This is a genomic window from Microbulbifer sp. TB1203, from assembly GCF_030997045.1.
Taxonomy (GTDB): domain Bacteria; phylum Pseudomonadota; class Gammaproteobacteria; order Pseudomonadales; family Cellvibrionaceae; genus Microbulbifer.
In genome coordinates, this window is record NZ_CP116899.1 from 321,668 (window position 1) to 336,489 (window position 14,822).

Below are 14,822 nucleotides of genomic sequence, written 5' to 3' on the forward strand. Positions count from 1 at the left end.
ATTTTGTGCGCTTGTAACAATTTTTGTCAGCTGACAAGTGTTACATTGGGCACGTCAGTCAGCTGAACAGCCATCTGGACGGCGTGAGACGAAGCATGGAAGTGGGTAGTCGGGCTTCGGCACAGAGCAATACGAAAACAACAAATTGTCGTAATTCACACACGCCTGTCCTGTTATGAAAGTAATCCTGGTCAATGAGCGCGGCGGTACGCGCAGCTTTAACTTTGGCGGCCTGAGTAGGGCGCTGCTGGGGCTGTGTCTGCTGGGTTTACCGGTAGGAGCCTTCTGGATCGGCATCAACCTGCCGGTGGCGGAGACGGATGCCTTCGATTCCCGCACCGCGAAAGCCTGGAACAAGGCTCTGCGCAAGCAGCAGCAGCAGATCGAAGAGGCCGACCGTCAGGCCCACGAGCAGCTCACGGCATTTACCGTAAAACTGGCGGAAATGCAGGCCCGCCTTACCCGCCTCGATGCTCTCGGTGAACGCCTCACCACTGTCGCCAAGTTGGACCAGGGCGAATTCCAATTCGGCAACGCCCCCGCCGTGGGTGGGCCGGAAGACCCGGGTATTGCCGGCGCCTCTGAGCTGCCCTACCAGCCGCCGGAGTTCCTCGAGGTTATCGACGACCTGTCCGATCAGATCGAAGACCGCCAGATGCAACTGGCCACCCTGGAATCGCTAATGGCCAGGCGCCAGTTGCAGGACGAGCAGTTTATCGCCGGCCGGCCCATCAGCCGCGGCTGGATGTCCTCCCGCTACGGTTATCGCACCGACCCCTTCAGCGGCCGCCGCTCCTGGCATAAAGGAGTGGATTTTGCCGGCAAGAAAGGCTCCGACGTGGTCTCAGTGGCCGCCGGGGTGGTGACCTGGGCGGAGGATCGCCACGGCTACGGCAAGCTGGTGGAAATCAACCACGGCAATGGCTACAAGACCCGCTACGGTCACAATAGCGACGTCAAGGTCAAAGTGGGCGACGTGGTGAAGAAGGGGCAGGTGATTGCCCTGATGGGCTCCAGCGGCCGCTCCACCGGTCCCCACGTCCACTTCGAGGTCTACAAGAACGACCGCCCGGTAGACCCCGCCAGCTACATTCGCCGCACCGGCAGATAACAGCTAATCTCTCCGTATCGCGCAACCGGCAGCTCCCCCGGGGAGTTGCCAGTCGTTGCGCCTTCCTGTTTACTTGCACCCCTTTACGGGTGATTCCCGCGGCCCGCGCCGCAATCCAGATTCAAGTGGTTTCTACATAATGATTGGCACACTGATAAAAGCAGTCTTCGGCACCAAAAACGATCGCGAACTGAAACGCATGCGCCGCGTGGTGACACAGGTGAACGCGCTGGAGGAGGAGTACCAGCAGCTCGACGACGATGCGCTGAAAGCCAAGACAGCGGAATTCAAGCAGCGCCTCGCCGATGGCGAGACCCTGGATCAACTGCTGCCGGAGGCCTTCGCCGCGGTGCGCGAGGCCAGCCGCCGCACCCTGGGCCTGCGCCATTTCGACGTCCAGCTGATCGGCGGCATGACCCTGCACGAGGGCCACATCGCGGAAATGCGCACCGGCGAGGGCAAGACCCTAGTGGCCACGCTGCCCGCCTACCTGAACGCGCTGGAGGACAAGGGTGTACATATCGTCACTGTGAACGATTACCTGGCCAGCCGCGACGCCAACTGGATGCGCCCGGTGTACGAATTCCTCGGCCTCACTGTGGGCGTGATCGTCTCCCAGCAGCCCCCGGAGGAGAAAAAGGCGGCATACCAGGCGGATATTACTTACGGCACTAACAACGAATTCGGTTTCGACTACCTGCGCGACAACATGGTGCTGCGCAGGGAAGACCGCACCCAGCGCCCGCAGAACTTCGCCATCGTCGACGAGGTGGACTCCATTCTGATCGACGAAGCGCGTACGCCGCTGATTATTTCCGGCGCCGCCGAGGACTCCTCGCACCTCTACCTGGCCATGAACAAACTGGTGCCACAGCTGCAGAGGGCGGAAGAGGGCGGCGAAGGCCACTACACGGTGGACGAGAAGACCCGCCAGGTGGAACTCACCGAGGAGGGCCACCAGTTGATCGAGGACCTGCTCGCACGCAGCGGCCTCCTGAAGGAAGAAGAATCCCTCTACTCCCCGGGCAACCTGGGTCTGCTGCACCATGTGCACGCGGCGCTGCGCGCTCACGTGCTGTTCCATAAAGATGTGGATTACATAGTGCAGAACGGTCAGGTGGTACTGATCGACGAGCACACCGGCCGTACCATGCCGGGCCGGCGGTTGTCCGAGGGATTGCATCAGGCGCTGGAGGCGAAGGAAAACGTCCAGATCCAGAGCGAGAGCCAGACCCTGGCCTCTACCACCTTCCAGAACCTGTTCCGCTTCTACCCCAAGCTGTCGGGTATGACCGGTACCGCGGATACCGAGGCGTTCGAATTCCGCCAGATCTACGGCCTGGACGTGGTGGTGATACCCACCAACAAACCCACGCAGCGGGACGACCTCAACGACCTGGTCTATCTGAGCACGGACGAAAAGATGGAGGCCATTATCGAGGACATCAAGTACTGCCGTGACAAGCAGGCGCCGATCCTCGTGGGCACCGCCTCCATCGAAACCTCCGAGGCGATGTCCCAGCGCCTGACCAAGGCCGGCATCAAGCACCAGGTGCTCAACGCCAAGTACCACGAGCGCGAGGCGCAGATTATCGCCCAGGCGGGCCGCCCGGGCACCGTCACCATCGCCACCAATATGGCCGGCCGCGGTACCGATATCGTGCTCGGCGGCAACTGGGAGGCGGAGGTCGAGGAGCTGCGCGAGAAAGAGCAGCGCGAGCCCACCGAAGCGGAAATCGAGGCGATCAAAGCCGAGTGGCAGAAGCGCCACGACACCGTGATCGAGGCCGGCGGCCTGCATATTATCGGCACCGAGCGTCACGAGTCCCGCCGCATCGACAACCAGCTGCGCGGTCGCGCCGGCCGCCAGGGCGACCCCGGGGTGACTCGTTTCTACCTGTCCCTGGAAGACAACCTGATGCGCATCTTCGCCTCAGACCGGGTGAAGAACTTTATGCAGATGCTGGGCATGGAGAAAGGCGAGGCCATCGAGCACCGCATGGTTTCCAACGCCATCGAGAAGGCCCAGCGCCGCGTGGAGGGCCGCAACTTCGATATCCGCAAGCAGTTGCTGGAATACGACGACGTGGCCAACGACCAGCGCCGGGTGATCTACGGCCAGCGCAACGAACTGCTGGAAGCGGACAATATCAGCGACACCATTGCCGCGATTCGCGAGGACGTGGTCAACGAACTGATCTCCGGTTTCATGCCGCCGCAGAGTGTGGAAGAGCAGTGGGATATTCCCGGCCTGGAAAAACAGCTCGCCGGCGAACTGGGCCTGGAGCTGCCGGTTCAGCAGTGGCTGGATGAAGACCGCACCCTGCACGAGGAGAGCCTGCGCGAAAAAATTATCCAAGAGGCCCAGAAGGCCTACGCGACCAAGGTAGAGCGCATAGCCGAGTCCTCCGGCGACGCCAACCTGATGCCCACCATCGAGCGGCAGATTATGCTGCAGGTGCTGGACCAACTGTGGAAGGAACACCTCGCGAGCCAGGACCACCTGCGCGCCGGCATCGGCCTGCGGGCCTACGCCAACAAGAACCCCAAACAGGAGTTCAAGCGGGAGTCCTTCCACCTGTTCCAGAGCATGCTCGACAATCTCAAGCACGAGGTGATCCGCATCCTCGCCCACGTCGAGCCCATGACCCGCGAGCAGATGGAAGAGATGGAACAGCGCCGCCTGGAACAGCAGCGCCGCCAGCAACTGGAACTGCAGCACGCCCAGGCCTCGGCCATGCCCGAAGCGGAAGAAGCGGACATGGCCGCTCCGCCGCCGACGCGCCGCGGCCCCAAGGTGGGCCGCAATGATCCTTGCCCCTGTGGCTCGGGAAAAAAATACAAACAGTGCCACGGCAAGCTGGCTTCCTCCCCCACGCCCCGTTGATACAAACTTCCCTCTCCCGCTTGCGGGAGAGGGGCCGGGACCTCCAGCTCCGCCCTGGGAACGCCGAGCTCCAGCTCGGCAACGGGCCGCAGGCCCATTAAACTCCGTCATACCGGCGAACGCCGGTATCCAGGAAGGAAACCACCGGGCGTAAATCTGGATTCCGGCATTCGCCGGAATGACGATAGTCAGTTAATCTTGAAGGAGCGGCATTGGGCCGCGGTAAAAAATGCCCCAAAACAAACTCCCTCAAATCCCCGGCATCCGCCTGGCTGCCGTCCCCGCCAAAATCAAAAACTGGCAGCGGGACGACCTGCTGCTGATCGAAATCAACGAAGGTGCCGCGGTCTCCGCCACCTTCACCCAAAACGCCTTCTGCGCGGCGCCGGTCACCGTGGCCAAAGAGCATCTGCGCAAGGGCAATATCCGCGCATTGCTGATCAACGCCGGTAACGCCAACGCCGCCACCGGCGAACGCGGCCTGCGCGATGCTCGCGCCTGCTGCGCAGCAGTGGCCGACTCAATGAATATCGATGCGGAGCAAGTACTGCCATTCAGCACCGGCGTTATCGGCGAACACCTGCCGCTGCAAAAAATCCTGGATGCCATTCCCGGCGCCGCGGCAAAGCTGCAGGTGGATAACTGGCAGCAGGCCGCCAAAGCCATTATGACCACGGACACAGTCGCCAAGACTGCCAGTCGCACCGTGGAAATTGCGGGAGAGCAAATCCGGGTGGTGGGCATCGCCAAGGGCGCGGGCATGATCCAGCCCAATATGGCCACCATGCTCGCCTATGTGGCGACGGACGCGGCCGTGCCGCAACCGCTGCTGGATGAACTGGTGAAGGAAGCGGTGGCAGCCTCCTTCAATCGCATCAGTATCGACGGTGACACCTCAACCAATGACGCCTGCGTATTGATCGCAAGCGGCACCACAGGCCCGCAGATCGGCGATGTCAGGAGCGCGGAGTACCAACAGCTGAAGGCCGCGATTGTCGAAGTGCATATCGAACTGGCCCAGGCCGTAGTGCGCGACGGCGAGGGCGCCACCAAGTTTGTCACCGTCGAGGTAACCGGAGCGGCCTCCAGCGAAGAGGCGTTGAAGGTCGCCTTTGAGGTGGGTGAATCTCCACTGGTCAAAACCGCCCTTTACGCCTCAGACCCCAACTGGGGCCGCCTGGTAATGGCCATCGGCAATGCCGGCCTGGATCGGTTGGATACAGAGAAGGTCAATATTTACCTGGACGAGGTGCAGGTGGTGGAGGCCGGCGGCCGAGCAACCGATTACACGGAAGAAGCCGGACAGAAGGTTTTCAGCCTGCCGGAATTCACCATCACCGTGGACCTGGGCCGCGGCGATTGCCGCGAGCATATCTGGACCTGCGACTTCTCCCACGAATATGTCACCATCAACGCCGAATACCGGACATAAGGCGCATCTGATGGGAAAGGTTGTTCACGTCGCCGTGGGAGTAGTCCTGCGCGAGGACGGCAAGATCCTGATCGCCCGCCGCCCGGAGCACCTGCATATGGGCGGCCGCTGGGAATTTCCCGGCGGCAAGGTGGAAGCGGGTGAAAAGGTAGAGGAGGCGCTCGCCCGGGAATTGCGCGAGGAAGTGGCCATCGAGGTCCAGACCCTGGCGCCACTGACGGAAATCCGCCACGACTACCTGGAAAAAACCGTGCTGCTGGACACCTGGTGGGTCACAGAGTTTACCGGCGAAGCCCGCGGCCTGGAGGGCCAGGAAACCGCTTGGGTAACAGCCGGCGAACTAAACGACTACCAGTTCCCCGAAGCCAACGGAGCCATCATCGAAGCCATCGAACTGGCTAAATCCCGCCGGTAGGAGCCTGCTTGCAGGCGAACCCTGGGAACGCCGAGCTCCAGCTCGGCAACGGGCCGCAGGCCCGCTCTCCTTATACCCATCCCCAAGCAGGCCATTGACATATCCTACTGTGTACATACGCTGTATGTACGATTGGCTTCGAATGGGACTCAAAGAAAGCCGCGTCAAACCTGAAGAAGCACGACGTTTCGTTTGAAGAGGCCCAGTCTGTCTTCTATGACGAATTTGCCCTACAGTTCTTTGATGAAGAGAGCTCTGCCGAAGAAGATCGTTTCCTGATGCTCGGCATGAGCAGCGAGGCCAGGTTACTCCTGGTTTGTCACTGTGAGCGAGACAGAGGTAATGTCATTCGTATTATTTCTGCTCGTAAAGCTACCCGGTCTGAGCGGAAATTTTATCCCGGAGGTAATTAGCATGAAGAAAGAATACGATCTCGCATCGATGAAAAGCCGCAAAAATCCCTACGCGAGCAAGCTCAAAAAGTCCGTGACCATTCGCATGGGCGAGGATGTTATCGACTACTTTAAAAGCATGTCCGAAGAAACAGGCATTCCCTACCAAAGCCTGATCAACCTGTACCTCAGGGACTGCGTGGCACATCATCGGAAAGTCGACCTTAAATGGCACGAGTCCCGCTGACTGAACATCAGCAATCATCCCCTGGGAACGCCGAGCTCCAGCTCGGCAACGGGCCGCAGGCCCGCCGTAGGAGCCTGCTCGCAGGCGACCAAATCGGCTGGAGCAAGTTGGCGCAGTGAAGCTGCCTCAAGGGCCGAGCACGGGGACGTGCTCGGCGAATTACCGGAGACAGGCGAGGAGTGAGGTACTGCCATTCAATGACGGGTCTTGGAGCGATCCAACTCCTCACTCAAAACATCATCGAAAGCCGGTTCCCCCGGAATCTTGTGCCCCTCGGAAGCCCACTCTCCCAGATCAATCAACTTACAGCGTTCACTGCAAAACGGCCGAAATGGAAATTTCTCATTCCACTCAATGGGCTTCTTACAGGTGGGACAACAGAGAGTCGGAGTGTCTTTTGCCATAACAAATCAAAATTACTTCCAGGGATTAGTCGACAGGGCGCCAGAAAGTCAATCGGGCTCTCCGCGCTTGCGCAAGTTACGTAAGTGCTCGAAAGCCTCAGCAACCGGTAGTACTTTACCATCCTTGGTCTCCTGCCCGCTCAACTCCAGAATTTTCAACGGAGCCAGGATTTCCGGAGAACATACCTCGCGAGACTCGCGTACGGCCTGAAAGATGTCCTCCGTTACCGCGTTGGTTTTTACACTTTCAAATTCAAATGGAGAGGCCTTGCTCATGGTCCACCTTTGAAGCCCAGCAGCGGCGAGGGACTTCCAGAGTCTACAGTGAGGGCACAAATCCGTCGAATCGGGGCCCCCGGCACAAGCAGGACAGAGATTAACCTTGGTTCCCTTGTGAGGATGCCAACTCCAGATAGCGACGATGCAACGCCTCCACCTGCTGCCGCAATCCGTCCAGATCCCCGGCATTGTTCAACACATCGTCGGCTCTGGCCAGCCGCTCCTGGCGCGACAGCTGCGCCGCCATGATCTTGCGGATCCCCTCCGGATCGCTCTGATCCCTGCCGCTGGCCCGCTCAACCTGCAGCGCTTCCGGCAGGTCCACCACGCACACCCGGTCCACCAGTTTATACTGGCCGGATTCTATTAACAGCGGCGACTCCAATACAGCGTAGGGGCCGTTGCTGGTTTTCAGTGCGCGCAGGATCTCCTCGCGAATCAGCGGGTGTAGCAACTGCTCCAGCCACTCTCGTTCCGCGGTGTTGTCGAACACGATAGCGCGCAGCTGGGCGCGATCCAGCTCGCCGCTCTCCAGCAAAACCCCGGCACCGAAATGCGCCGCGATCTGCGCCAGCGCAGGCTGCCCCGGCTGCACCACCACCCGCGCGGCCCAGTCCGCGTCCACCACATCGATACCCAGCTCAGTAAAACAGGCCGCGGCCGCGGACTTGCCGCTGCCAATGCCACCCGTCAAACCGATAGTCAGCATCAATTAACCCCTAGGGCATTGCGAAAAATTGTGGGCTGTCCACGTGCTGCGCCGGACCACCTTGTAGGAGCGGCCCATGGCCGCGATCCCAACCAGCTTATCTCCACAAAGCTTTGCTTCGAATCAATCTTTTTAGTCGTTCGTCATACCGGCGGAGGCCGATATTATTGAGCCCGGAATGTTGAAGAGGTCCCCTGTAGGAGCGGCCGTTGGCCGCGAACAATCTCGCCATGTCTACTGACCTGTCGATCGCGGCCAGCGGCCGCTCCTACAGAGGGAAAAGACGCGGATGCCTCAGCCGGTCAAGCCGGAAAAGCTCAGATACCAGCCCACGATCTGATCCCCCCAAAGCATAGCAATCCACCCAGCCCCGGCCAGATAGGGCCCAAACGCAATCGGCAGGTTCCGGTCCCGCCCCATCAGCAAACTCCAGCTCAACCCCGCCACAGCCCCCACCGCCGCCGAGAGCAGAATCACCATCGGCAACATCTGCCACCCAAACCAGGCCCCGATAGCCGCGAGAATCTTGAAATCCCCCGCGCCCATACCTTCCTTGCCGGTGGCCAGCCTGAACAGATGAAAAACCGACCAGAGCACCAGGTAACCGGCGATAGCGCCGATCACCGCGTCCTGCAGCGGCACAAATACTTGCCAATAATTAATCAACAGCCCCGCCCACAGCAACGGCAGGGTGATATTGTCCGGCAACAGCTGCTTGTCGAAATCGATACCGGTCAGCGCAATCAACGCCCAGGTAAACCCACAGCCCGCCAATGCCTGCCAGGTAAAGCCCAACTGCCAGACCACAATCGCGGTCAGGATTCCGGTAACCAGCTCAATCAGCGGATAGCGTTTGGAAATTGAAGTGCTGCAGAAAGCGCACTTGCCCCCCAGCATCAGGTAGCTGACCAGCGGCACATTGTGCCAGGGCTTGATCTCCGTATCGCAATTGGGGCAGTGGGAGTGGGGCAGTACCAGGTTGAAGCGCTCGGCCAGTTCCTTTTGTTCGCCGGCGTCGGGCGTTGTCTCAAAGTAGCTGTAGAAATCCCGTTTGTATTCCCGCTCCATCATAATGGGCAGGCGGTAGATCACTACGTTGAGGAAGCTGCCTATCAGCAGGCCTAAAATAAAAGCGCTGCCTAGAAGCAGCGCTTGATACGAAAGCAGAGTTTCCAGCATATCGGATTACACAACCTGACCTAGCTGGAAGATTGGCAGGTACATGGCAATCATCAAACCGCCGACCAAAATACCCAGCACGGCCATAATCATTGGTTCCAACAGGGTGGTAAGATTGTCCACCATATTGTCCACTGCTTCTTCGTAGAAGTCCGCGGCCTTGGCCAGCATTTCGTCTAGCGCGCCAGATTCCTCGCCGATTGCCGCCATCTGTACTAGCATAGTTGGGTAGAGACCGGAAGCGCGCATAGCGCCATTGAGTGGGATGCCGGTGGCCACAGAATCGCGGATTTTTAAGGTGGCTTCTTCGTAGAGACTATTGCCGGTAGCGCCAGCAACGGACTTCAGTGCATCAATCAGCGGTACACCTGCGGCAAAGGTGGTGGAGAGGGTGCGAGCGAAGCGAGCAGATATCGAGTTGTAGGTAATAATTCCCAAGATAGGTAGTTTCAGCATTAGGCGGTCAAAGAATTCAGCCACCTTCTTATTGCGTTTCTTCACTTCTATAGTACCGCCAATACCGATAACGACTGCCAGCAGGGCGTAGAACCAGTTGGCCTGCATCCACTCTGACATACCTACCACCATCTGGGTAAATGCGGGCAGGTCGGCACCGAAGCTGGAAAAAGTTTCCGCAAACTGGGGCACCACCTTAATCAACAGGATGGAGGTGACCACTATAGCTACCACAATTACCGCTATTGGGTAGGTCATGGCCTTCTTGATTTTGGCCTTGAGGGCCTCGGTTTTCTCTTTGTAGGTGGCGATGCGGTCCAGCATGGTTTCCAGTGCACCGGACTGCTCACCGGAAGCCACCAAGTTGCAGAAGAGATCGTCAAAATACAGTGGGTGTTTGCGCAGCGCATCGGCAAAGGCCGTGCCCGAGGCCACATCGTCGCGGATTCTCAGGAGCAGTTCCTTTACCCCCTGATTGTCCAGCCCGTCGGCCACAATCTCAAAGCTCTGTACCAGCGGCACTCCAGCTTTCATCATGGTGGCCATCTGGCGGGTAAACAAGGCAATATCCGCCGGCGTGACCTTCTTCTTGGTGCCGAACAGTGGTTTGGGCTTTTTTTGCACCCGATTGGCAATAATCCCCTGGCGGCGCAGCTGTGCCTTTACCAGTGCCGGGCTGGTGCCGTTGATCTCTCCCTCGACCTTATTGCCTTTGGTGTCCACGCCTTTGTAGACATAAGCGATTGCAGCGGCATTGGCCATGGTTATTGTTCCCGTCTTTTGTTATTACTTCGACCGCTTGTCGAACCGTAGGATGGGCAAAGCGCAGCGTGCCCATCACCATAGATTGATGGGCACGCTGCGCTTTGCCCATCCTACAATCTGCCCATGCATTTGCGGGCCGTAGCCCGCGATGCGGCCAACGGCCGCTCCTACAGGGGCAGGTACAAATTTCAAACTGCGCTCCAGGACTCTTTAGTCCTTGGTAACCCGGTTCGCCTCCTCCAGGCTGGTTACACCCATCACCACCTTGCGTAACGCCGAGGTGCGCAGGTTGTTGAACCCTTCCTTGCGCGCTCGGTCGGCAATCTGAATGGAATTACCGCCCTCCATTATAATTCTGGAGATACCATCAGTGATGCGAACCACTTCATACACACCCACGCGGCCTTTGTAACCCTTGGAGCAGTGCTCACAGCCAACTGGCTGAAACAGCTTCCACTCATTCTGCGGGATATTGACCGCATCAAAACCTTCCTCTTTAAGTACTTCCGGCGGCAGCGTAACAGGCTTTTTGCACTCGCTACACAATCGCCGTGCCAGGCGCTGGGCGATAATCACACTCACCGACGTAGCGATATTGAAGGTGGGGACCCCCATATTCATCAGGCGGGTCAGGGTTTCCGGGGCGGAGTTGGTGTGCAGAGTGGATAGCACCAAGTGCCCGGTTTGCGCGGCCTTGATGGCAATTTCGGCGGTTGTCAGGTCGCGGATCTCCCCCACCATCACGATATCCGGGTCCTGGCGCAGGAAAGAGCGCAGCGCCTCGGCGAAGTCCAGCCCCACCTTGGGGTGGACATTGACTTGGTTAATCCCCTCCAGGTTGATTTCCACCGGGTCCTCCGCGGTGGAAATATTGCGCTCAGGGGTATTAAGGATATTCAGGCCTGTATACAGGGAGACCGTCTTGCCCGAACCGGTGGGCCCGGTGACCAGGATCATGCCCTGGGGCTGGGCCAGGGCATCCATATAGATTTTTTTCTGGTCGTCTTCATAGCCCAGGGCGTCGATACCCAGTTTGGCTGAGGAGGGGTCGAGAATCCGCAGTACGATTTTTTCACCCCACAGGGTGGGCAGGCTGTTAACCCGGAAGTCGATGGCTTTGGTCTTGGACAGCTTCATCTTGATACGGCCATCCTGGGGAACGCGCCGTTCGGAGATATCCATCTTGGACATTACTTTCAGGCGTGCGGAAATACGAGTGGCCAACTGGATTGGGGGCTTGGCCACTTCGTGTAGTACACCGTCTGTACGAAGGCGTACCCGATAGCTCTTTTCATAGGGTTCGAAGTGAATATCCGAGGCGCCGGTGCGGATGGCATCCAGCAGTACCTTATTGACGAAACGCACTACCGGTGCTTCGTCGCCGCCGGGATCGCCGTCGTCTTGCGGTTCCGAGTCCGCTCCACCGCCTACATCCAGAGCGTCCAGCTCTTCATCGTCCATGCCCGCCAAGCCGCCTCCGATATCGCTATTGGAGAGGAAGCTCTCAATGGCCTTGGCCAGCTTGTCCGCTTCCACCAGCACCGCATCGGTATTCAGCCCGGTATTGAAGTTGATCTCGTCCAGTCCCGCCAGATTGGTGGGGTCCGCCACCGCCACAAACAGACGGTTACCGCGCTTGTACAGCGGTAGGGCAAAGTGTTTACTGATCAACTTTTCGTCGATCAGGCCCTTGGGGATCAGGTCGAAGTTATAGGCGCCCAGGTCGAACAGTGGTGAGCCAAAGGCCAGGGAGGCCACCTTGGCCAGTTCGCGGCTTTTGACCAGCTTGGCCTCCACGGCGTGCTGGGCAAAGGTCTGGTTCTCCCGTTGGGCCGCTTTGGAGGCAGAGACGGCGGTGGACTCGTCGAGAATCTGATCGGCCACCAGCCGTTTGGCCAAGCCGGAGAGTTGGGTAACGCTCATAGGAAATGGGACCACTGCATGATAGTGACTGCTTGTTTTTTGATCTTCTCAATGCGGCCCCTTTACCGTTGGAGGAGCCTGTTGTGACCGCCATGGATGGCGGGTGCCGCCCAGCGGAAATGCAGATTTTGCAGGAGCAAAAATCTGTCAGGCGAATTCAAGGCCAGCAACATCCCCGCCAATATAACGAAATCAGTTCCCGTCGCCAAACAACATCTGCCCTCCTTGCTACGGCTTATGGAAAAATCCCCTAAGTCGGGCAGCGTGCAGCGTATCCATCAGCCCGACTTGCTGAGATTCGGTTACTTCAGATCAGGGGACCCTGAATAAGACTGTTTCGTCACTCCGGCGAAGGCCGGAGTCCAGAGAAATCCACAGAGATGTGGCGAGTCATTGAGTGGGGGAAATCGAGCAGAGTCTCAGTCCGACATAAACTGACACTTTTCGTCAGCAATGGATTTAGCACGTCTACCCTGGAAAAATGCGACCAAGAAATAGACAACTTGAGTGTGACTCACCTCCCACTTATGCCGCTTAGGGCAATTTACGCGCTTGCCATACTTGGCACAAAGCTTGTATCTTATTCGGCGACTTCCTCACGGGATGCTCTCCCTCACGGGATTCACCAAACCAAAAGTCTGTATGGAGACGGTTACAATGAAAAAGCAACAGGGTTTTACTCTTATTGAATTGATGATCGTGGTGGCGATTATCGGTATTCTGGCGGCGGTGGCGCTGCCAGCTTATCAGGATTACACTGTCCGTACCAAAATCACCGAAGTCAACTTGCAGGTTGGTGCCTGCAAGAACGCGGTTACCGAGTTTATACAGTCAAACGGCAGCTTCCCTGCTAACGCCAATGCTGCAGGCTGTAGTTCCACTGCTACCACGAAATATATGGCTGCTGGCCTGACGGTAACTGGTGCCGGCGTTATTACTTCTGGTGCAATTCAAAATAGTGGTGCTGCTAGTATCGATGGTACAAACATAATTTTGCAGCCGACCACTGATGCTGGGCGCACAGCTGCAATGGCTGCCGCTACAGATGCTATTCTGGGCTGGTCCTGCGGTACCAATGCTGCTGCTGCAGACTATAAATATTTCCCGGCTAGCTGCCGTCAAGCCGTTCTTGGCGGCCTGTAAGCAGTAAGTCGTGACAGGGAGATAATGCTGTCTTGTCTTGCATTGGATACTTGCTCCCTGTCCGACTCTCTGAAAAAGCCCCGCGATTGCGGGGCTTTTCGTTCAGGGAAGCGTTGAGCTGGGTAGGATTGATTTATCGTTGAGTTGTTTCGGTATGTTAGATCGTCTTCGCGCTTTCGCAGTCCATTTATTGCTCTCCTTTTTGGTTGCGCTGGCTACGCTGCTGCTGGTATTTCAAATCTGGTATCCGGCTCCTTTGTCTGTGGCGATGGGGGTCACACATATTTTTCTAGTGATGTTGCTGGTCGATGTCACGCTGGGACCGGTGCTGACGTTCTGTGTTTTCAAGAAGGGCAAGAAAACGCTGAAGGTCGATCTGGCAGTTATTGCGGCTCTGCAAGTCGGAGCTCTAATTTACGGCTTGCATACAGTGGCGGAGGGGCGCCCTGTCTGGTTGGTGTTTACTACCGACCGTTTTGACGCTGTGCGTCCGATTGACATTGATTTCCGCTTTCCTGATAAAGTTGCTCCCGATTATGCATCTCCGCCTGTGTTGGGGCCTCGCTGGGTGGCGGCTGTCCGTCCTGATGACCTTCAGGCCGATTCAGATATTGTCTTTGAGTCGGTATTTGGTGGTGCAGATCTTCAGCATCGCCCTTACTTGTACCGCCCTTTGAATGCTGCGGTTGAAGACATAAGTGCTCGAGCCCAGCCTCTAGATCGGCTTGAAGATTTTAACTCTTCTTCTCAAGTTGCAGATGTTCTTAAGCGGTGGCCTGAAGCTGATGCTTGGCTGCCTCTGATGGCTAGTGTTAAGCCAATGGTTGTGTTGATTAAGAAGCAATCGGCGGAAATTGTTGCAATAGTTGACCTTGCGCCCTGGGCTTACTAAGGAATAGGGGTCAAAGGAATAGGGGTCACAACGGAAAATAGGAAGAATTAGAAAAAAATTAGGGGTCACAAAAATTCAACAAGAATAGGGGTCAAGTCTTGACATAACAGTTTTAACGTCTAGGCTTTTATCTATGAGCCGCCCCCTTAGACTGGAATTCCCCGGTGCTTGGTACCACGTGATGAATCGTGGTGTGGCGCGACAGACCATATTCCGTGATAGCGATTGCTACACGGCCTTTCTCGATACCCTTGCTGAAGCGCACAGGCGTTTTGATTTTCAAATCCATGCCTATTGCCTGATGAGCAATCACTATCATCTGCTGGTACATACCCCTCGCGGCAATTTGAGAGGAGTAGGGGTCAAGTCTTGACATAACAGGGAGTAGGGGTCAAGTCTTGACATAACAGTTTTAACGTCTAGGCTTTTACCTATGAGTTGACATGCAACACCCATGGTAGTGGTTGCCCATCGCCGCGTAGGCGCAGACGTGCAGGGCGAACACCTGGGCCAGTTGCAGCAACTTGTCTTCAATCCACTGGCGGCGATGTGCCCGGTACGCTCGGCCCGCCCATAAAGAAAGGTGCG

15 protein-coding genes are annotated in these 14,822 nt (G+C 57.5%); 9 read left to right on the forward strand and 6 right to left on the reverse strand.

Features of this window, described 5'->3' with window-relative positions; translation table 11 throughout:
• The first annotated feature begins 175 nt into the window (after positions 1-175).
• The 6 genes from PP263_RS01305 to PP263_RS01325 all read left to right on the forward strand — a co-directional run bounded on the left by PP263_RS01305 (position 176) and on the right by PP263_RS01325 (position 6,484).
• Entirely contained in the window at positions 176-1,111 is a 936-nt protein-coding gene (locus PP263_RS01305) for a M23 family metallopeptidase (protein WP_183455779.1), read from the forward strand.
• Between the two features lie 139 nt (positions 1,112-1,250).
• The gene (gene secA, locus PP263_RS01310) at positions 1,251-3,998 is read left to right on the forward strand and encodes a preprotein translocase subunit SecA (RefSeq protein ID WP_308366575.1); all 2,748 of its coding nucleotides are present in this window, start codon (positions 1,251-1,253) and stop codon (positions 3,996-3,998) included.
• A gap of 229 nt (positions 3,999-4,227) precedes the next feature.
• Positions 4,228-5,430 (forward strand): bifunctional glutamate N-acetyltransferase/amino-acid acetyltransferase ArgJ, encoded by a 1,203-nt coding sequence (gene argJ, locus PP263_RS01315; RefSeq protein ID WP_308366576.1) that lies wholly within the window; start codon positions 4,228-4,230, stop codon positions 5,428-5,430.
• Between the two features lie 10 nt (positions 5,431-5,440).
• Complete coding sequence (gene mutT, locus PP263_RS01320) at positions 5,441-5,845, forward strand: 8-oxo-dGTP diphosphatase MutT (protein ID WP_308366577.1); 405 nt, start codon at positions 5,441-5,443, stop codon at positions 5,843-5,845.
• Between the two features lie 131 nt (positions 5,846-5,976).
• On the forward strand, positions 5,977-6,258 hold the full coding sequence (locus PP263_RS22610; RefSeq protein ID WP_374693714.1) for a BrnT family toxin: 282 nt from the start codon (positions 5,977-5,979) through the stop codon (positions 6,256-6,258).
• Between the two features lies 1 nt (position 6,259).
• The gene (locus tag PP263_RS01325; protein WP_308366578.1) at positions 6,260-6,484 is read left to right on the forward strand and encodes a BrnA antitoxin family protein; all 225 of its coding nucleotides are present in this window, start codon (positions 6,260-6,262) and stop codon (positions 6,482-6,484) included.
• Between the two features lie 194 nt (positions 6,485-6,678).
• Here the strand turns inward: PP263_RS01325 and yacG are convergent, their stop codons facing one another.
• The 6 genes from yacG to pilB all read right to left on the reverse strand — a co-directional run bounded on the left by yacG (position 6,679) and on the right by pilB (position 12,199).
• Positions 6,679-6,888 carry a DNA gyrase inhibitor YacG gene (gene yacG / locus PP263_RS01330; RefSeq protein WP_308366579.1) on the reverse strand — a complete coding sequence of 70 codons (210 nt, stop codon included), beginning with the start codon at positions 6,886-6,888 and terminating at the stop codon, positions 6,679-6,681.
• Between the two features lie 48 nt (positions 6,889-6,936).
• Positions 6,937-7,164, reverse strand: a complete 228-nt coding sequence (locus tag PP263_RS01335; protein ID WP_308366580.1) for a hypothetical protein — start codon at positions 7,162-7,164, stop codon at positions 6,937-6,939.
• A 100-nt stretch (positions 7,165-7,264) separates the two neighbouring features.
• A complete protein-coding gene (coaE, locus tag PP263_RS01340; RefSeq protein ID WP_308366581.1) occupies positions 7,265-7,876 on the reverse strand; it encodes a dephospho-CoA kinase in 612 nt (203 codons plus the stop codon).
• 294 nt (positions 7,877-8,170) lie between these two features.
• Positions 8,171-9,055, reverse strand: a complete 885-nt coding sequence (locus PP263_RS01345) for an A24 family peptidase (protein ID WP_308366582.1) — start codon at positions 9,053-9,055, stop codon at positions 8,171-8,173.
• A 6-nt stretch (positions 9,056-9,061) separates the two neighbouring features.
• A complete protein-coding gene (locus PP263_RS01350) occupies positions 9,062-10,273 on the reverse strand; it encodes a type II secretion system F family protein (RefSeq protein ID WP_308366583.1) in 1,212 nt (403 codons plus the stop codon).
• Between the two features lie 213 nt (positions 10,274-10,486).
• Entirely contained in the window at positions 10,487-12,199 is a 1,713-nt protein-coding gene (pilB, locus tag PP263_RS01355; RefSeq protein ID WP_308366584.1) for a type IV-A pilus assembly ATPase PilB, read from the reverse strand.
• Between the two features lie 657 nt (positions 12,200-12,856).
• Between pilB and PP263_RS01360 the strand changes: the two genes are divergently transcribed.
• The 3 genes from PP263_RS01360 to PP263_RS22615 all read left to right on the forward strand — a co-directional run bounded on the left by PP263_RS01360 (position 12,857) and on the right by PP263_RS22615 (position 14,607).
• On the forward strand, positions 12,857-13,342 hold the full coding sequence (locus PP263_RS01360) for a pilin (RefSeq protein ID WP_308366585.1): 486 nt from the start codon (positions 12,857-12,859) through the stop codon (positions 13,340-13,342).
• Positions 13,343-13,496: 154 nt separating this feature from the next.
• A complete protein-coding gene (gene tfpZ, locus PP263_RS01365; protein WP_308366586.1) occupies positions 13,497-14,234 on the forward strand; it encodes a TfpX/TfpZ family type IV pilin accessory protein in 738 nt (245 codons plus the stop codon).
• Positions 14,235-14,415: 181 nt separating this feature from the next.
• Positions 14,416-14,607 (forward strand): transposase, encoded by a 192-nt coding sequence (locus PP263_RS22615; protein ID WP_374693686.1) that lies wholly within the window; start codon positions 14,416-14,418, stop codon positions 14,605-14,607.
• Positions 14,608-14,822: the final 215 nt, after the last annotated feature.